This window comes from Halosegnis marinus, from assembly GCF_029338355.1.
Lineage (GTDB): Archaea > Halobacteriota > Halobacteria > Halobacteriales > Haloarculaceae > Halosegnis > Halosegnis marinus.
The window spans coordinates 558,013-576,178 of sequence record NZ_CP119802.1 but is presented as its reverse complement, the minus strand read 5'-3'; the positions used below and the strand labels follow the sequence as shown (position 1 = coordinate 576,178).

The 18,166-nt window shown below is 71.4% G+C and carries 17 protein-coding genes and 2 tRNA genes; 11 read left to right on the top strand and 8 right to left on the bottom strand.

What is annotated here, in order from left to right; genetic code table 11:
• Window positions 1–82: 82 nt before the first annotated feature.
• Window positions 83–1,867, top strand: coding sequence for an ATP-binding protein (locus tag P2T37_RS03365; protein ID WP_276235347.1), 1,785 nt, complete (start codon window positions 83–85; stop codon window positions 1,865–1,867).
• 48 nt (window positions 1,868–1,915) lie between these two features.
• Window positions 1,916–2,341, top strand: coding sequence for a universal stress protein (locus P2T37_RS03360; RefSeq protein WP_276235346.1), 426 nt, complete (start codon window positions 1,916–1,918; stop codon window positions 2,339–2,341).
• Between the two features lie 6 nt (window positions 2,342–2,347).
• Here P2T37_RS03360 and P2T37_RS03355 read toward each other — a convergent pair whose 3' ends face one another.
• From P2T37_RS03355 to P2T37_RS03340, 4 genes are all read right to left on the bottom strand, one after another.
• Window positions 2,348–3,487: a CBS domain-containing protein gene (locus tag P2T37_RS03355; RefSeq protein ID WP_276235345.1), complete on the bottom strand. Its 1,140-nt coding sequence runs from the start codon at window positions 3,485–3,487 to the stop codon at window positions 2,348–2,350.
• Between the two features lie 121 nt (window positions 3,488–3,608).
• On the bottom strand, window positions 3,609–3,842 hold the full coding sequence (locus P2T37_RS03350; protein ID WP_276235344.1) for a hypothetical protein: 234 nt from the start codon (window positions 3,840–3,842) through the stop codon (window positions 3,609–3,611).
• Window positions 3,843–3,928: 86 nt separating this feature from the next.
• Window positions 3,929–5,161 carry a DUF2238 domain-containing protein gene (locus P2T37_RS03345; RefSeq protein ID WP_276235343.1) on the bottom strand — a complete coding sequence of 411 codons (1,233 nt, stop codon included), beginning with the start codon at window positions 5,159–5,161 and terminating at the stop codon, window positions 3,929–3,931.
• 72 nt (window positions 5,162–5,233) lie between these two features.
• Window positions 5,234–5,308, bottom strand: a tRNA-Val gene (locus tag P2T37_RS03340).
• Window positions 5,309–5,464: 156 nt separating this feature from the next.
• On the opposite strand from P2T37_RS03340, the gene trpD reads away from it, so the two are divergent.
• From trpD to trpG, 4 genes are read left to right on the top strand one after another with little or no spacing between them, the layout of a single operon-like run.
• Window positions 5,465–6,484, top strand: coding sequence for an anthranilate phosphoribosyltransferase (trpD, locus tag P2T37_RS03335; protein WP_276235342.1), 1,020 nt, complete (start codon window positions 5,465–5,467; stop codon window positions 6,482–6,484).
• Window positions 6,485–7,108: a phosphoribosylanthranilate isomerase gene (locus P2T37_RS03330; RefSeq protein WP_276235341.1), complete on the top strand. Its 624-nt coding sequence runs from the start codon at window positions 6,485–6,487 to the stop codon at window positions 7,106–7,108.
• A complete protein-coding gene (gene trpE, locus P2T37_RS03325; protein WP_276235340.1) occupies window positions 7,105–8,682 on the top strand; it encodes an anthranilate synthase component I in 1,578 nt (525 codons plus the stop codon). Before P2T37_RS03330 ends, trpE begins: the two co-directional genes overlap by 4 nt.
• Window positions 8,679–9,257, top strand: a complete 579-nt coding sequence (gene trpG, locus P2T37_RS03320) for an anthranilate synthase component II (protein ID WP_276235339.1) — start codon at window positions 8,679–8,681, stop codon at window positions 9,255–9,257. Before trpE ends, trpG begins: the two co-directional genes overlap by 4 nt.
• Here the strand turns inward: trpG and P2T37_RS03315 are convergent.
• Window positions 9,252–9,461, bottom strand: a complete 210-nt coding sequence (locus P2T37_RS03315; RefSeq protein WP_276235338.1) for a DUF8029 family protein — start codon at window positions 9,459–9,461, stop codon at window positions 9,252–9,254. The two genes, trpG and P2T37_RS03315, sit on opposite strands and share 6 nt — an antisense overlap.
• Before the next feature lie 410 nt (window positions 9,462–9,871).
• Here P2T37_RS03315 and P2T37_RS03310 point away from each other — a divergent pair, with 410 nt between their 5' ends.
• Window positions 9,872–13,012, top strand: a complete 3,141-nt coding sequence (locus tag P2T37_RS03310) for an adenosylcobalamin-dependent ribonucleoside-diphosphate reductase (RefSeq protein ID WP_276235337.1) — start codon at window positions 9,872–9,874, stop codon at window positions 13,010–13,012.
• 39 nt (window positions 13,013–13,051) lie between these two features.
• Here P2T37_RS03310 and P2T37_RS03305 read toward each other — a convergent pair whose 3' ends face one another.
• On the bottom strand, window positions 13,052–14,524 hold the full coding sequence (locus P2T37_RS03305) for a molybdopterin-dependent oxidoreductase (protein WP_276235336.1): 1,473 nt from the start codon (window positions 14,522–14,524) through the stop codon (window positions 13,052–13,054).
• Window positions 14,525–14,625: 101 nt separating this feature from the next.
• On the opposite strand from P2T37_RS03305, the gene P2T37_RS15415 reads away from it, so the two are divergent.
• Window positions 14,626–14,742, top strand: a complete 117-nt coding sequence (locus P2T37_RS15415; protein WP_337250416.1) for an HVO_2523 family zinc finger protein — start codon at window positions 14,626–14,628, stop codon at window positions 14,740–14,742.
• On the opposite strand, the gene P2T37_RS03300 is transcribed toward P2T37_RS15415, so the two are convergent.
• Window positions 14,737–15,396, bottom strand: a complete 660-nt coding sequence (locus P2T37_RS03300; protein ID WP_276235335.1) for a TVP38/TMEM64 family protein — start codon at window positions 15,394–15,396, stop codon at window positions 14,737–14,739. The two genes, P2T37_RS15415 and P2T37_RS03300, sit on opposite strands and share 6 nt — an antisense overlap.
• A gap of 72 nt (window positions 15,397–15,468) precedes the next feature.
• On the opposite strand from P2T37_RS03300, the gene P2T37_RS03295 reads away from it, so the two are divergent.
• Entirely contained in the window at window positions 15,469–15,834 is a 366-nt protein-coding gene (locus tag P2T37_RS03295; RefSeq protein ID WP_276235334.1) for a DUF5830 family protein, read from the top strand.
• Window positions 15,835–15,859: 25 nt separating this feature from the next.
• Here P2T37_RS03295 and P2T37_RS03290 read toward each other — a convergent pair whose 3' ends face one another.
• Window positions 15,860–16,747: a DUF7115 domain-containing protein gene (locus P2T37_RS03290; RefSeq protein WP_276235333.1), complete on the bottom strand. Its 888-nt coding sequence runs from the start codon at window positions 16,745–16,747 to the stop codon at window positions 15,860–15,862.
• Between the two features lie 99 nt (window positions 16,748–16,846).
• Between P2T37_RS03290 and P2T37_RS03285 the strand changes: the two genes are divergently transcribed.
• Window positions 16,847–16,975 (top strand) — tRNA-Met (locus P2T37_RS03285).
• Between the two features lie 147 nt (window positions 16,976–17,122).
• The gene (locus tag P2T37_RS03280; protein WP_276235332.1) at window positions 17,123–18,088 is read left to right on the top strand and encodes a sodium:calcium antiporter; all 966 of its coding nucleotides are present in this window, start codon (window positions 17,123–17,125) and stop codon (window positions 18,086–18,088) included.
• The last annotated feature ends 78 nt before the right edge of the window (window positions 18,089–18,166 follow it).

Below are 18,166 nucleotides of genomic sequence, written 5' to 3'. Positions count from 1 at the left end.
TATAGGTCCGCGGGCGGGCGGCCCGGGCGGCCCGGGCGCGCGGGAGCGTGGGTTTTTGTCGCCGGAGCGCACAGCCCGTCGCATGACTGACCTCGGGGACTTCGAGGAGTTCGAGTCGGCCGAGCGGGCGGCGACCGACGCGGACCCGGAGCCGACCCCCGACGCGGCCGACGACTTCGAGACGGTCGAGGCGAACCCGGCGGGGCGCGACCGCGGGCTGGGGACGCTCTCGGCCGCCGAGGGCCTCTCGGTCGGCGAACACGAGGACGAGACGCGCCTGCGGGCGTACGTCACCGTGGGGAACCGCTCGCTCGTCCGCGTGGGCGCGTACGCCGTGGCGGACTACCCGGACGGCGAGGCGCTGTTCTGCCGCATCACGGCCCTCGAGTACGCACAGGAGTTCCGCAGCGACGACGCCACGGAGATACACGCCCGCCGCGCGATGCGGTCGGACGGCATCGACGAGGCCGACTACAAGTTCATGGCGACGCTGGAGCCGCTCGCGGTGCTCTACTCCGAGGGGGGCGACCTGCTCCGGCGGATGCCCGACCGCGTCCCGAAGCCGGAGACGGTCGTCCGGCGCGCGGAGGACAAGTCCGAGGTGAAGACCGGGCTGAAGGTGCCGGACGACGGCGTCTTCGTCGGCCACCTCGCCGTCGGGGGCGAGAAGGTGCGGACGGCGGCGGAGCCGCCGACGGTCGATTATCGGCTGAAGGACGACTACGACAGCGGCGACCCGCTCGTCTTCCGCCACACGCTCGTCGCGGGCGGGACGGGGTCGGGGAAGACCCACGCCTCGAAGAACGTCCTCCGGCAGTACCTCGGGCGGACCTACGAGATGAGCGACGGCCGCACGCCCGGCGCGGCGGTCGTCCAGTTCGACCCGCAGGACGAGTACGCCCAGATGCACGACGACGGCGACTACCCCGACGACTTCGGCCGGGCGCTCGACGCGGAGGGGGTGAAACACGGCGGCCACGACGACACGAAGGCGTTCGTCCCCGTGGTCGGCGAGGCCACCTACGCCGCAGACCACCACCGCGCCGAGCAGGTCGAGTTCACGCTCCCCTTCTCGATGGTTCGCTCGCGGCCGTGGCTCGTCGCCGGCGCGGGGCTGAACGATAACCAGTACCCCGCGCTCCAGCGACTCCTCCGCCGGTTCTTCCGCCAGCACGGCGACGGCGGGACGTACGCGGAGTTCCGGTCGTTCCTCGACGACCCGGCGCTCCGCGAGGAGCTCCACGAGGCCGGCAAGGTCCACGAGGCGACCTACGACGCGGTCAAGCGGAAGACGTACGGCTTCGGCGACGTGTTCGACGGCGACGCGCCGCCCATCACCGACCTCGTCCACGAGTTCGTGCGCCCCGGCGGGCTGACCTGCGTCCCGACCTACCACATCAACGACTCGCGGAAGACGACGACGGTCGTCCTCGCGCTCGCCTCCCTGCTCGTCGACGAGAAGCTCTCGAACGACCCGCGCTACGACCGCATCAAGGAGACGCCGCTCGTCCTCGGGATGGACGAGGCGCACAACTTCCTCACCGACGCCGACAGCGTGCAGGCGTCGAAGGTCATCGGGAAGTTCTCCGAGGCGGCGAAGCAGGGCCGCAAGGAGCGGCTCGGCCTCTTCCTCATCACGCAGGACCCGCAGGACATCGCCGACCCCGTCTTCAAGCAGGTGAACACGAGCGTCGTCCTCAACCTCGGCGACGAGGACGCCATCAAGTCGGTGAACCTCCCCTCGACGCTGGAGGGGAAGGTCCCCTACTTCGAGAAGGGGCAGATGGCGGTGTACTCGCCGGACAACTCCGAGCCGGTCGAGGTGGTCGGCCTGCCCCACTGCGTCACGAAACACGGCCGGGACTGAGGGGCCGCGGGGGCGACCTTTTTCATCGCGGGCGTCGCATTCCGACCTATGCCGAAGCACGTACTCGTTCCCGTGGACGGCTCCGAGCAGTCACAGCAGGCGCTCGACTACGCGTTCACGGAGTTCCCGAGCGCGACGGTAACCCTGCTCCACGTCATCAACCCCGCGCGGGCGGGCTACGGCGCGCAGGCCGGTCTCCCGAGCTTCTCCGAGGAGTGGTACGACGAGGCGGAGGCCGCCGCCGAGGAGCTGTTCTCCGAGGCCCGCGCGGACGCGCCGGAGGGCGTCACGGTGGAGACGGCCGTCGAGGTCGGCCAGCCGGCCCGCACCATCGTCGAGTTCGCGGAGGAGCACGGCTCCGACGCCATCGTCATCGGCAGCCACGGCAGACAGGGTATCTCGCGGGTGTTGCTCGGCTCCGTCGCCGAGGCGGTCGTCCGGCGCGCGCCGTGTCCGGTCACGGTCGCGCGCTGACGCGCCCTACAGTTCGCCGAGCTTCCGCAGGAGCTGCCCCTCGTACTCCTCGTCGGCCTGCACGCCCTTCACCTCGACCACGTTGCGCTCCAGCTTGTCGAGCGCGACGCGGAACGCGGACTCCGCGCCGTACCCCTCGCCGGAGCCGGCCATCTGGCCGACATTCGTGCGTAGGCGGATCTGCGCGTAGATGAGCGGCGTGCCGCGGAGCTTCTCCTTGTGCTGCTTGAAGCGGACGTGCGCGTGCTGGACCTGCATGTCGGCGTACTTGTCGGAGACCTCCTCGATGCTGGCGACGATCTCCTCGCGCGTGATGGTGTCGAGCACCTCCACGTTCGTCACCTGCACGTCCATGTGGTCCTCCTCGGTGTAGGTGAGCGCGCGGAGCACGTCCGTCTTGGTGACGATGCCGGCGATGAGCCGGTCGTCGTCGCCCGTGACGACGAGGCCGCCGTAGTCGCCCTCCAGCATCCGCTCGACGGCGTCGCGCACGGAGTCGCCGGGGTCGGCGGTGTCGACGGGGCTCGTCATCACGTCGTAGACGGGGATGTCGAGCACGCGTTCGAGGTCGCCGCCGCGGTCGCCCCGCGTCGCCTTGTCCATGTTGCGGACCGCGATGTCCGTGATGTCGTGGGTCGTCACGAGCCCCGAGAGGTATCCGTTCTCGTTCGTGACGGGGACGCGCGAGACGCCGTTCTCGCGCATGATGTTGATGACCTTCCCGACCGTCGCGTCCTCGGGGACGGAGATGACCTCCTCGGTGTAGATGTCGCCGACGGTGAGCACGTCGAGGTTGTCCAGGACGGCTTCGAGGATGGCGTTCTCCGAGATGATGCCGTAGAGCTTCTCGCCGTCGAACACCGGGGCGACCTTCACCCCGCCCTCGACGAGCATCCGCGCCACGTCGCGGACGTCCTCGCGGCGGTCCACCTTCGGCGCGTTGCGCATCATCGCCGCGGCCTTGGTGTTGTCCTCCACGTGCGACTGGAGGAGCTGTTTCTCCGTGATAACGCCGGCGTACGCGCCGTCGTCGGTGACGATGACCCCCTTCAGGTTCTCGCTCTCGAACGTCGACCGGACCTTCCCCAGTCGTTCGCCCGAATCGACCTCGGTGAACTCGCGCGTAACGATGTCTTCGATATCCATATAGAGTCCCTCTCCTTCGGACTTGACCGCGAGCGTTATTGAAAGTACCTCCCTCGGGGCGAGCCGCAATCCCGGAGCCGTCCGGCGGTAAGCGTGTGTTACGTCGAACCGTACCGGGGCGCTACCGAACCTGGATCTCGACCGTCTCGCCGTGGGGCAACACCCGGTCGACGGCCATCCCGAGCCGTTCGATCTCCGTCTCCAGCCACGCCGGCGGTTCCTCGCCGTCGACCACGATCTCCGTCGTCGGGCCGGCCGCCTTCCGGAAGGTCCCGGCGGCGACGACCTCCGACCGGCCGTCGAGCGCGGCCCGGAGGCGTTCGTGTCTCGTGCTTCGGGGACTCGGTCGCGTCACCGCACGTGCCTCGCTAGCATGTCGTTCACCGTTTAAACCACGCATCACTCGCGTAAAAAGCTACAGGGGGGTGGGCGAACGGACCCTCAGTCGCCGCCGCGGACCGCGACGCGGACCCACCCGACGAACACGTCCGCGACGCCCTCGAAGTGGGCGGAACTCCCCGCGGCGACGAGGACGGCCCCGACGGTGTTGAACAGGAGGTCGTTGACGATGTCGGCGGTGCCGTACTGCGCCAGCACGGCCTCCCCGCCGACGAGGGAGGCGAGGCCGCCGCTCGCGAACTCCAGTATCTCCCAGCCGACGCCGACCGCCAGCACGAACAGGACGACGAACGTCGCCCGGAAGCCGCGGCCGAACGAGACGGCCCGCGAGTGGCGCTCCGTCGCGCGCGCCACGGCGTAGCCCAGCCCCGCCACCATCGACGCCGACAGCGTGTGTGTCACGCTGTCGTACCAGCCGAACCGGCCGTAGAGCCACACCGCGCCCGCGGCGTGGAGCGCCGACGCGAGGGTCAGCCACGCGACGAGGCCGGCGTCCATCGCGTAGCCGCGACGCCGGCGCAGGACCGCCGGCAGGAGGGTGACCGCGAGCGGTACCCCGGTGTTCACCACGAGCGTCGGGTCGCGCGCGAGGGCGGCCCAGACGGTCGCCGCCGCCAGCGCCGCCTGCATCGCCCGGACGGCGTAGCGGTGGTGGCGCTCGTCGCCCGGGAGGTCGCCCCCGTCCGTGCCGTCGTCCCCCTCGCGGGTCGCGCTCTCCAGCCGGTCGACGCGGTCCGAGTAGGTGAAGTACGCGTCGAAGGCGACGCCCGCGACGACCCCCGCCGCGGTCGCGGCGACGAGGTCCCACATGAGTTCGACGCGCCCGCCAACGAACGAGGTGCCGGCGAGCGTGTCGGCCGCGTACACCCCGACGGTCCACGCGCCCGCGAACGCCATCGTCGCCACGACCACGAGGACGGCGGCGAACCGCGGCGTCATCGACAGCGAGGTGTAGCCGTCGAGCAGCACCGCCACCAGCAGCGCCACCCCCGCCGTCGCGAGGAAGGGGGTGACGGTCGGGAGGGCGCCGACCGACCGCACGGCCACCGGCACCGCGACGAGCGCCGCGAGCTCGGCCGGTATCGTCGCCGTCGGGTCGCGCTCCAGGACGGGCACCAGCGTCGCGACGGCGGCGAGCAGGGCGGCGAGCACGGCCCAGTCCGGTTCGCCCGCCCGGACGAACCACACGGCCGCGGCCGCGAGCAGCGCCGTGACGGCCCACGCGACGGCGGTGTCCGCGCGCCGCCGGGTCACCAGCGAACGTAGCGAGGTCACGTCCGGACGCGTCACGCTCGTCGGTGAAAAGCCCACGTGGGCGGCGCTGTCGGCGCGGACGTCGGAAGGAAGTGGGTTCGGGCGGATTTGAACCGCCGGCCTCCTCCATGTCAAGGAGGTGTCATAACCAGCCTAGACCACGAACCCTCGCTGGCGTGCAATCCACCGTAGCCCGGTGGCACAATTGAAGGTTTCGAATCGGGGAGGGGCGGCGGCGTGGGGCCCGACGACACGCCGGCGACACGCTTTTTGCTATGGACAGATTTGTACATCATAACGCAAGAGCGTACATCGGTGTCCACAATGAAGGAACTCATCGAGCGAGTCACGGAGGGCGAAGACCTGACACAGGCGGAGGCGCGCGAGGCGGCCCGCCTCGTGTTCGAGGAGGCCACGGAGGCACAGATCGGCGCGCTGCTGACGGCGTTGCGCGCGAAGGGGGAGACGGAGGCCGAAATAGCCGGCTTCGCCGAGGGGATGCGCGCCGCCGCGCGCACCATCGACCCCGACCGCTCGCCGCTCGTCGATACGTGCGGGACGGGCGGCGACGACTACGACACCATCAACGTCTCGACGACGAGCGCCATCGTCGTCGCGGGCGCCGGGGTGCCGGTCGCCAAGCACGGCAACTACTCCGTCTCCTCGTCGTCGGGCAGTTCCGACGTGCTGGAGGAGGTCGGCGTGGACCTCGACTCGGCCCCGGAGGCCGTCGAGTCCCGCATCGAGGCCGACGGCATCGGCTACCTCCACGCGCCCGCGTTCCACCCCGCGATGAAGGCCGTCATCGGGCCGCGGCGCGAACTCGGCATCCGGACGATATTCAACGTCCTCGGGCCGCTGACGAACCCCGCCGGCGCGGACGCGCAGGTCGTCGGCGTGTACGACCCGGACCTCGTCCCCGTGCTCGCGCGGGCGCTCGACCGGATGGGCCTCGACCGCGCGCTCGTCGTCCACGGCGCCGGGATGGACGAGATAGCGCTCCACGACGAGACGGTCGTCGCCGAACTCCGCGACGGGACCGTCGAGGAGTACACGATAACCCCCGAGGACCTCGGCCTCGATTCCGCGCCTGTGGAGGCCATCGCCGGCGGCACGCCCGAGGAGAACGCCGCCGACCTCCGCGCCATCGTCACGGGCGACCTGGCGGGGCCGAAGCGCGACGTCATCCTCGCGAACGCCGGCGCGGCCGTGTACGTCGCGGGGGAGGCCGACACGCTCCGCGAGGGCGTCGAGCGCGCCCGCGACGCCATCGAGTCGGGCGGCGCGGCGGCCACCTTCGAGGCGCTCCGAACCGCGAACGACACCGCCGAGGCCGAGACGTAGATGGCCCGCGCGAAGGTGTGCGGCCTCACCTCGGAGGCGGACGTGCGCGCGGCCGTCGAGGCGGGCGCGGACGCGGTCGGGTTCATCGTGGACGTGGACGTGGACACCCCGCGGGAAGTGACCCCGGCGACGGCCGAACGGCTCGTGGAGACGGTGCCGCCGTTCGTCACCGCGACGATCGTGACGATGCCGGACAGCGCCGCCGAGGCCGTCACGCTCGCGGAACTCGTCGGCGCGGACGCGATACAGACCCACGGCCTGCCGCCCGAGGACGTCGCCGTCCTCGTCGCGAACTTCTACGGCCCGGTCGTCCCGGCCGTCCCGACCGACGGGGTGGCGGACTACGCCGGCGTCGGCCACGCCCTGCTCGTGGACACCCCGAGCGAGGCGGGCGGGGGCGGGACCGGCGAGACGCACGACTGGGCCGCGACCCGGGAGGCGACCGCCGACCTCGACCGGCCCGTGATACTCGCGGGCGGGCTGACCCCCGACAACGTCGCCGACGCCGTGGCGGCGGTCGACCCCTACGCGGTCGACGTGGCCTCGGGGGTCGAGTCCGAGGGCGGCGTGAAGGACCACGACGCCGTGCGCGCGTTCGTCAGGAACGCGGGGGCCGCGCCGTGAACCTCGACACGTCCCGGGCCGAGTTCCGCGACCTCGCGGGCGGCGACACCTGCGTCGTCCGCGCCGCGGCGACGCTCGACGCCGACGCCGACCCGCTGGCCGCCTACGCCGCGCTGACCGGGCGGACGACGGACGCCGAGCGCGCGGACTACTCGTTCCTGCTCGAGTCCGCCCAGAAGGTCGCCTCGTCGGACCCGGACGGCGCGTTCTCGACGGACGACGCGGACCGCCACGCCCGGTTCTCGTTCGTCGGCTACGACCCGGCCGCCGCGGTGACCGTCGGGCCGGACGGCGGCACGGTCGAGACGTTCGACGACCGCTACGACGGCCTCGTCGAACTCGACGGCCGCGGCGACTGCGTGGACGACCTCCGGGCCGCGCTCCCGGACCTCCCGCGGCGCGGCTTCCCGGCCTCGGGACGGCAACACCTCGACGGCGGCCTCGTCGGCTTCCTCGCGTACGACGCCGTCTACGACCTCTGGCTGGAGGAGGTGGGCCTCGACCGCCCCGACTCGCGGTTCCCTGACGCGCAGTTCGTGCTCAACACGCGGACGCTCGTCTTCGACGACGAGGAGGGAACCCTGACACTCGTGTTCACGCCCGTCGTGCGCGCGGGCGACGACCCCGACGACGTGTACGACGACCTCGTCGCCGAGGCCGAGCGCGTCGAGCGCCTGCTCGGGGAGGCCGCCGCCCTCGATACGGGCGGCTTCCGGCGCGACTCGGAGACCGCGGGGTCGCGGGCCGACTACGAGGCCGCCGTGGCCCGCGCGAAGGAACACGTCCTCGACGGCGACATCTACCAGGGCGTGCTGTCGCGGACCCGCGAGCTCCGCGGCGAGGTGGACCCGCTCGGCTTCTACCGCGCGCTCCGCGAGGTGAACCCCTCGCCGTACATGTACCTGCTCGGCTACGACGACCTCACCGTCGTCGGGGCCTCGCCCGAGACGCTCGTCTCCGTGCGCGGGGAGGAAGTGATGGCGAACCCCATCGCCGGCACCTGCGCGCGCGGCTCCTCGCCCGTCGAGGACCGGCGGCTCGCGGGCGAGATGCTCGCCGACGGGAAGGAGCGGGCGGAACACACGATGCTCGTGGACCTCGCGCGCAACGACGTGCGCCGCGTCTCCGAGGCGGGCAGCGTCCGCGTCGAGGAGTTCATGAACGTCCTGAAGTACAGCCACGTCCAGCACATCGAGTCCACCGTCACGGGACGGCTCGCGGCCGACTCCGACGCGTTCGACGCGACGCGCGCGTCGTTCCCCGCGGGGACGCTGTCGGGCGCGCCGAAGGTGCGCGCGATGGAGATAATCGACGCGCTGGAGACCGAGCCGCGGGGGCTCTACGGCGGCGGCGTCGGCTACTACTCGTGGGCCGGCGACGCCGATTTCGCCATCGTCATCCGCACCGCGACGGTGGAGGACGAGGGCGAGACGGACCGCGTCACGGTGCAGGCGGGCGCGGGTATCGTCGCGGACTCGGACCCGACGAGCGAGTACGAGGAGACGGAGAAGAAGATGGGCGGCGTCCTCGCGGCGCTCGAAGCCATCGAGGAGCCGCCGGAGGTGGAGCCGTGACCGTCCTCGTCGTGGACAACTACGACTCGTTCACCTACAACCTCGTGGAGTACGTGAGCCAGCACGGCATCGACGTCGAGGTGCTGAAGAACACCGCGACGCTCGACGAGGTGCGCGCCACGGACCCCGAGGGCATCGTCGTCTCGCCCGGTCCCGGCCACCCGAGGAACGAGCGGGACGTGGGCGTCACGATGGACGTGTTGCGGGAGGTGTCGCCCGAGATACCGACGCTCGGGGTCTGTCTCGGGCTGGAGGCCGCGGTGTACGAGTACGGCGGGGCGGTCGGGCGCGCCCCGCGGCCGATTCACGGGAAGGCGTTCCCCGTCGACCACGACGGGAAGGGCGTCTTCGCCGGCCTCGAACAGGGCTTCCAGGCCGGGCGCTACCACTCGCTCGTCGCGACCGAGGTTCCCGACTGCTTCGCCGTGACCGCCACGACGGACGACGAGGGGACGGAACTCGTGATGGGGGTGCGCCACGAGGCGTACCCCATCGAGGCCGTCCAGTTCCACCCGGAGTCGGTGCTGACGGGGGTCGGCCACGACGTGGTCGACAACTTCCTCGCGACCCTATAGGAACGGGACGAACCGGAGCAGGCCGAAGAACCACAGCAGGCCGACGACGACGGCCGCGACGACGGCTACCTTCAGCGCGATGGACAGCACCACGCGCGCCACGACGATGGCGAGGACGATTATCACGAGCGTGCTGAGGATTCCGGGCAGTCCGAACTCCGGGACGAGCTGGAGCGGCAGGGCCCCTGCGACGAGCGTGTCCATATCTCCGCGTCTCGGCCCGTCGTGAAAAACGCGTGGGCCGCGCGCGCTCCCGCTCGGAGGACCTCGTTTCGCCCGCGCCGCGGCGGTCGAAACCCCCCTTCGGTTCCGGTGGGAACCGCGAGACGGACCCACGTTTCCCGTCGAGATATCCACTTCCGCTCCGGTCTGGCCACCGTTAAGTTCGTCCGCCCGGTCACGTCCGATGTACCAGGCGCCGCCGTGCGACGGCGCACCCACGCGAACCGACCAGTGCCGACTGCGCGCCGGGAATCGACCGAGAAACACCCGATTGCCAAAGGGTTATCTGGCCCGCTACAGAAGCAAGCGCCGTTACGAATGACCGCCAACTATCTCCACGCGAACAGCACCGTGGCCGCCCCCGAGGGGACGGGCGGCCGGGGGGCCGAGTGATGTCCGGGACCGACCTCTCCGCGGACGACCTCGTACTACCCATCAAACGAACAGACGGCGAGACGCTGGAGGAGCGTCTCACCGCGAACGCCTACCACAACATCCTGCCCGCGCGCTACCTGCGCAAGGACCAGAACGGGGACCTCGTCGAGACGCAGGAGGACCTCTTCGCCCGCGTCGCGAAGAACATCGCGCTCGCCGAGGCCGTCTTCGAGGCCGAGAAGCGCGGCGTCGACGTGAGCGTCACGCCCGCACAGCTGAAGCCGGAACACCCGCGCCGCGACGAACTCGCCGCCGAGGTGTTCGGCGCCGGCACGACCGCCGAGGACGACGCCGAGACAGACCTCTCCGTCTACAACGTCAACAAGTTCGCCTACGACACCGTCGTGCCCGAGCTGCCCGACGGCGTCCGCGAGCACGTCGAGTCGAAGCGCGCCGAGTTCCAGGACCTGATGGAGAACCTCTCGTTCGTCCCGAACTCGCCGACGCTGATGAACGCCGGCGACGAGCTCCAGCAGCTCTCCGCCTGCTTCGTCGACTCGCCCGGCGACGACCTGACCGACATCCACCAGACGGCCAAGGAGGCCGCCGAGGTGTTCCAGTCCGGCGGCGGCATGGGGTACGCCTTCTGGCAGCTCCGGCCGTTCGGCGACGCCGTCGGCTCCACGGGCGGTATCGCCTCCGGGCCCATCACGTTCATGCGGACGTTCGACCAGATGTGCGAGACCATCGCGCAGGGCGGCACGCGCCGCGGCGCGCAGATGGGGGTCATGCGCGTCTCGCACCCCGACGTCATCGAGTTCATCCACGCGAAGAACAAGGACGTCTCCCTCGCCCACTGTCTCCGCCTCAACGACCCGGACGACTACACGTACACGACGTTCTCCGAGGCGCTGGAGGAGGCCCGCGGCCTCATCGACGACGACGGCAAGGTGCCCAAGCACCTCCGCAACGCCGTCGAGGGCCACCTCTCGAACTTCAACATCTCCGTCGGCGTGACGGACGACTTCATGGACGCGCTCGACGCGGGCGAGGAGTTCACGTTCACGAACCCGCGCACGGGCGAGCCGCACGTCGCCAGCGAGGAGACGAAGGAGATGTACTCCCGCTACGACCTCGGCGACGAGGTGGAGGTCGGCGAGCCGCTCTCCATCGACCCGAACCTCATCTGGGACCGCATCGTCGACGGCGCCCACGAGAACGGCGAGCCGGGCGTCGTCTTCCTCGAACGCATCAACAAGGAGCACTCCTTCGACGTCGAGGAGCACCCGGACCACCGCATCCTCGCGACGAACCCCTGCGGCGAGCAGCCGCTGGAGGAGTACGAAGCGTGTAACCTCGGCCACATCAACCTCTCCACGCTCGCGGCCGAGGGCGCCCCCGACTGGCGCGTCTGGTCGCGGGAGAACGACTTCGACACGCTGGAGGAGGGCGTCGAGGCGTTCCTCGCGGAGGCGCTCGACACCGAGGAGTTCGACCGCCGCATCGCGACCGGGACGCGCTTCCTCGAGAACGTCGTCACGATGTCGGACTTCCCGGTGCAGAAGATCGAGGAGAAGGTCCGCGAGATGCGGAAGATCGGCCTCGGCGTCATGGGGCTGGCACAGCTGTACATCCAGCTCGGCATCCCGTACGGGAGCGAGCAGGGCAACGAGGTCGCCCGGCAGGTCATGCGCCGCATCAACCACGGCTCGAAGGCCGCGTCCCACGAACTCGCCGGGGAGCGCGGCTCCTTCGACGAGTGGGACAACTCCAAGTACGCGAACCCGACCGAGTACCGCGAGTGGTTCGAGAAGCAGACGGGCGAGTCCGCCGACGATCACGCGGACGGCTACCCCATCCGCAACCACAACACGACGACCATCGCCCCCACTGGCACGACGTCGATGGTGGGCAACACGACGGGCGGCTGTGAGCCCATCTACAACGTCGCCTACTACAAGAACGTCAGCGACGACGTGCAGGGCGACGAGATGCTCGTCGAGTTCGACGACTACTTCCTGCGCACGCTGGAGGCCAACGACATCGACGTTGAGGCCGTCAAGCGCGAGGCGCAGGAGCAGATGGCGTCGAACGCCTTCGACGGCGTCGAGGGGCTCGACACGGTCCCGAACGCCATCGGCGAACTGTTCGTGGTGACGAGCGACCTCTCCGGCAAACAGCACGCCGCGGTGCAGTGCGCCTGTCAGGAGGGGGTCGACTCGGCCATCTCGAAGACGTGTAACTTCCCGAACAGCGCCTCGAAGGCGGACATGGACGAGGTGTACCGCTACATCTACGAGAACGGCGGGAAGGGAGTCACCGTCTACCGCGACGGCACGCGCTCGAAGCAGGTGCTCACCACTCGCGCGGACAACGCCGAGTTCTCCGAGGACATGGACGAGGCCGAGGCGGCCGCGTTCCTCGCGGAGAAGATCGAGGAGATCTTCGGCGACATCGAGGGCTTCCTCGACCACGAGGAGGTCGCGGCGGCGCTCTCGACCGACCCCGAGGAGCTGTTCAGCTTCGAGACGCACGCCTACGCCGAGAAGCAGGCGCGCCCGGACCTGCTCCACGGCGTCACCCAGCGCATCGACACCGGCTACGGGAAGCTCTACGTCACCATCAACGAGGACACCGAGCGCGAGCGGCCGTTCGAGCTGTTCGCCACCATCGGTAACTCCGGCGGCTTCACCGCCTCCTTCACCGAGGCGCTCGCGAAGACCATCTCGACGGCGCTCCGTTCGGGGGTCGACCCGCACGAGATCGCCGGCGAGCTCCGGGGTATCCGGTCGCCGAAGGTCGCGTGGGACAAGGGCGAGCAGATCAACTCCATCCCGGACGCCATCGGCACGGCGCTCCAGCGCTACCTCGACGACGAGATAGACAAGCCGTACCCCCAACAGCAGAGCCTCTCGGAGGCCGCCGAGGAGGGGACCCGCACGGAGGCGGACCCCAACCGCGAGACGATAGAGCGCGAGACGGACGGCGGCGCGGCCACCGCCGCCCCGGCCGAGCCGACGAGCGCGGACACCGAGGACGCGACACAGTCGCTCGTCGCGGCGGGCGAGTCCCCCGAGTGTCCCGACTGCGGGGCGATGTCGCTCGCCATGAACGAGGGCTGTAAGACCTGCCAGTCGTGCGGCTGGTCCGAGTGCTGAGCCGGTAACGGCCCTTCTTCTCTCTTCTCTCCGCCTAGCCTACCCCCGTAGCTCCCGCGACACCCAGCCGGTCGGCCCGCTCGGGAACGCGTCGGCGCGGTCCTCGGGCTGGAGCGTGCCGTCGGCCTCGCGGGCGCGGACGACCACCTCGTGGCGCTCGCCGGGCGACTCGTACTCGTGGCTCCACTGCCGCCAGGCGTCGGCCGCCGGCGCGCCGTCGCTCCCGACCAGCGGCTCCGAGAGGGTCGCCCCGGTCCACGTCGCGCCGCCGTCGGTGGACACTTCGACGGCCGAGACGCCCCGCGTCCCCGCGTAGGCGTGTCCGGCGACCGTGATGCGCCCGTCGTCGCGCTCGACGGCGTGGAGCTTCGCCACCGTGTTCACCGGGCCGGTCCCGTGCCAGCCGCGGTTCTCCCAGTACCCCTCTGCGGGCTCGGAGAGCACCTCTATCTCCGTGAGCCACTTCACGTTTATCTCGCCCCAGTGGCCCGGAATCAGCGCCCGGACGGGCGCGCCGTGGCCCCGCGGGAGCGGCCGGCCGTTCATCCGGTAGGCGAGCATCCCCGATTCGAGCGCCGCGAGCGGGAACTCCTCGTAGTAGTCGTCCGCGGCGCGCAACATGACACAGCAGTTCTCGCCGGCGCCGGCCCGCTCCAGCAGGTCCGCGAGCGGGACGGCGGTCCACAGCGCCGTGTCCATCTTCCGGCCGTTGAGCGGCTCCCCGACGCACCGCAGCGTCGAGAACACCTCGCTCGACGGCATGGCCGTGAGGTCGTCGTATCCGACATCGACCTCCGACTCGACCGCCCCGGTCACCGACAGCGACCACTCCTCCGGGTCGATGGCCGGCGGCGCGGCGGCGATATCGACCCGGTAGAACTCGTCGCTGACGAGCGGCTCCAGCCCCCCGACGGGCAGCGACTTCGCCGCCGCGTCGTCGAGGAGCGCGCGCGCCTCGCCCGTCACCTCGCCGTCCGACGGCGCGGCCGGCCCGCGGAGCGTTCCCAGGGGGTAGCCGATACCGACCGCCGCCAGCCCCGCCGCGAGGGTTCCGAGGACGCGCCGGCGCGCGCCCGAATCGACCGGTTCCGTCGCGCCGCCCGAGAGGCCGGCGTGGACGGCGAGCGCGGCGCCGGCGGCCGCGGCCGCCCCGAGCGAGGCGAGCGGCGCGGCGGTGACGAGCGTGGCGACACCGAAGACGCTCGCGGCGCCGACGACCGGCGCGGCGGCGCGCGACCCGAGCGCCCGGCCGACGGCGAGGGCGAACGCGGCCAGCGACCCGAACAGGGCCGCGGCGAGGGCCACGCCCCCGGCGACGGTCAGTTGCTTCCCGAGGTCGCCGAGGACGGTGATGGCGAACGTCACGACGACGCCGGGGGTGACGAGCGCGACGGCGTCGGAGAGCGTCGACCCGACGAACGCGGGCGTGAAGCCGACGACGGCGAACGACCCCGCGACCCCCGCGACCCCCGCCGCGGCCGCGGGCACGGCGGTCGAGCGTAGCGTGTCCATACCCGGAGAAGGAACGACGCCCTGAAAGCCGTTCGCCGAACTCCGTCTAGAATTCCCCCCGAAACGCCGGGGTTGATGACGGTCCGCGCCCGAGGACGGGTATGGCCGAGCCGCCGGCGTGTCCGTTCTGCGACGCGGCGCTGTTCAAGCGCCACTGCAAGTACGTCTGTCCCCAACACGGCGTGGTGGTCGACTGTTCGGATCCCTTTACGCTATAGCTCGGTCGGCTCCCCCCTCCCCCGCCACAGCCGGTACACCGGCCCCGCGACGAGCAGCACCGCCAGCCCCGCGGCCCCGGCGACGAGCAGGGGGTCGCCGGTCAGCCCCTCCGTCGTCAGCGTCCCCGCGCCCGCGCCGACGAGGACGGCCGCGGTGACCCACGGCAGTTCGCCGACGGCGGTACCGAGGAGGTAGGCGCGCCCGGGCACGTCCGCCAGCCCCGCGGTGTAGGAGACGGCGTCCGCGGGGAGGGGGGCGAGCCGCGCGGCGACGACCCCGCGTGCCGACCCGGCGGCGTCGAAGTAGCGCTCGCCGTGGGCGCCGAGCGTCCCGAGCGGCCCGGCCGCGCCCTCGACTCGCCGCGCGAGCAGGTACGGCGGGACGCAGGTGAGGACGGCGCCGACGAGCGCGACGGGGACGCCCCGCGGGCCGAGCGCGAACCCGACGACGGCGGAGAGGACGCTGATGGGCCACGCGACGAGGAACCGCAGGAGGTAGGCGACGAACAGCACGCCGGCCAGGAGGGCGGGCCGCTCGGCGAGCGCTCCGACCTCGCGAGCCAGCCGCGCCGGCGAGAGGAGGAGCGCGGCGGCGACGGCGACGGCCGCGAGGGCCGCGACCCCGGCGAGCTGGCGGCGCGTCGCCCGGTCCATGCCGGGAGTTCTCGCCGCCCGGCAAACCCCTTGTGGTAAACGCTTATTCGCGGCGCGGGCCGACGGTGGGGCGTGCGCGAGGAGGTCGAGGACCCGGTGGCGCTCGGCGTCCAGCTGCTCGAACGGCTGGAGCACGAGGAGCTGTCGCTCGCCGAGGTCATCGACCGCATCGAGACGGTGACGACCGACCCGGCGACGACCCGCGAGATACTCGACACCGCCGAGGCGCGGGGTATCATCGACCGGGAGGACGCGACGGTGCGCCCGAACCGCTCCTCGTTCCTCTCGTTCGAGGCCGAGGTCGTGACGAAGGAGGGGGAGTTCACCTGCCGGCGCTGCGGCGCGTCCATCTCGACGGGCTACTTCATGAAGCTCGACGCCGGGGAACACGGGCCGTTCGGCTCGTCGTGTATCCGGAAGGTGACGGGCAGGGAGTGACGGGCGAGGCGGGCCGCGGACGGGGTCAGCGGCCGCGCCGGAGCTCGTCCACGAGCGTCTCTATCGTCGCGCGCTGCTCCTCGATGAGGTCGTTCTGCCGCTCGACGGCGGCCTCCAGCGCGGCGATGCGCTCGCGGATGTCGGCGTCGGCCTCGGCGGTCGCGCGGGTGTCGGCGCTCGTCACGCGGTCGATGCTCTCCCCGTCGTCGCCCTCGTCCACGAGCGGGTCGATGTCGTCCTCCTCGAACTCCTCGGAGCGCTCGGCGGCCGGCTCCTCGCGGTCGGTCGCCGCGTGGAGGTCCGCGACGCTGTCGACGCCGTGGAAGGCGAGGACGGCGCTCTCGACAGTGTGGGCCACTTTCCGCGACTGGTCGGAGGGGACCTTCACGCGCTGCGGGCGCCCGTCGACTTCGAGGACGAGCTGCGTGGCGACGCTCCCCTCCTCGGTGTCGATGTCGGTCACGTCCGCGAAGGCGAACGACTCGAAGTCGTCGTCCCACACCGCGCCGCCGACGTGTTTGAGCAGGCGCGCGTCGGTGACCACGAGCGTCAGCTCCGAGAAGCGGTAGGCCTTGCGCACGCTCTCGTCGTCGTCGATGGCCCCGGTCGCCCGGAGCACGCCCTCCAGAAGCGGTTCGAGCACCGTGTCCGTCCGGTCGCCCGGGACGGTGAACTTCCCGGCGGTATCGACGTAGGTCAGCTCGAAGGTGGTCTTGCGGCGGCCGGGCGACACCGCGACCCGCTCCGCGTCGTGGGGGTACGCGGAGACGGACTCGTCGGAGAGCAGGCCCTCGGCCCGATAGACGAGCGTCCGCGACGGGGTGACGAAGACGGCGTCGTCGCCGCCCAGCTCCACCCGCGTCCGCACCGTCTCGCCGTCGAGCCGCTCGGTCACGAGCGGTGGTACGTCCATGTCCGGGTGTGCCCGGCGGCCGGCATAAATCCGCGGGCCGCGGGGCGGCGGCGCCCGGGATAGACAGCTTCAAGTCCGTCACTCGGTTATCCGAGAGCAGGCCGGGTGGCTTAGCTGGACATAGCGCCGCACTCATAGGGTTACGAGTCGGCTTCCCGCCTCCCGCCGGACTGCCTGTCCGGCACCTGGGATATGCGGAGATCGTGGGTTCGGAGCCCACCCCGGCCACTTCTCTTTCGGACACCGCGCTCCAGCCCCCGGCACGTGGACCGCTTGCGGGACCAGAACTATCCGGCCGTTCCTCGATGTGTGGGTATGACCAACGGGGAACGAGCGGAGGCCGCGCGACCGACGGCGGAGGGGGTGTGACGACGCGTGGTCGCCGGCGGACCGGCGGTGCAGGTCGCGGTCGTAGTCGCGACGGTTCTCGGGCTGTGGGTCGGGGCCCGACTGCTGGTGGACTCGACGGTCCGGCTGGCGCGGCGAGTCGGCCTCTCCGAACTCACCATCGGGTTGACCGTCGTCGCGGCGGGCACCTCGACCCCCGAGCTGATCGTCACCGCCGGCGCGGCCGTCGACGGCTTCGGCGACATCGCCGTCGGCAACGTCGTCGGCTCGAACGTCTACAACCTCGCGTTCGTCCTCGGCGTCGTGTCGCTCCTCCGGGTCGTCCCCATCGAGCGGTCGCTGGTCCACCGCGACGGGGTGATGCTCGTCGCCAGCACGCTCCTGGGCGGAGCCGTCCTGCTGGACGGTACGGTGACCCGAACCGAGGGCGCCGTGCTCGCCGGGCTGTTCGTCCTCTACACCGCGTATCTGCTCCGTACCGGCGACGCGGGGGCGACGGTGGCGGACGAGGACGACCCACCTATCGGGGTCGCGACCGACCGTGTCGCGGTCCCCGGTCGCGACGCGCTTCTCCTCGTCGCCGGGCTGGCCGTCGTGTTGGTCAGCGGCGACCTGCTCGTCGGTGCGGCCACCACGCTCGCCCGCGGCGCGGGCGTCTCCGAGTGGGTCATCGGCGGCACCGTCGTCGCGGCGGGCACCTCGACCCCCGAGTTCGCGGTGTCGCTGGTGGCCGTCCGGAGCGGGCGGCTCGGCGTCTCCGTCGGCAACGTCGTCGGCTCGAACGTGTTCAACGTGCTCGGCGTCCTCGGGGTCGCGGCCGCGGTCCGGCCGCTCGCGGTCGGCCCGGCGGCGCTCGACACCGTCGCGTGGCTGCTCGTCGTCTCGACGGCGATGGTGGCCGCGCTGTGGACCGGGCGGCAGCTCTCCCGACCGGAGGGTGGACTGTTCGCGCTCTCGGAGGTCGGACGGTGGGTACTCGGACTGCTGGGGTGACGCCTTCGGGCGCGCGGCCGCTCAGGCCCCACGAGCCGCTACCGCACGTAGAACGGGCTCAGCCCCTCGGTCACGCAC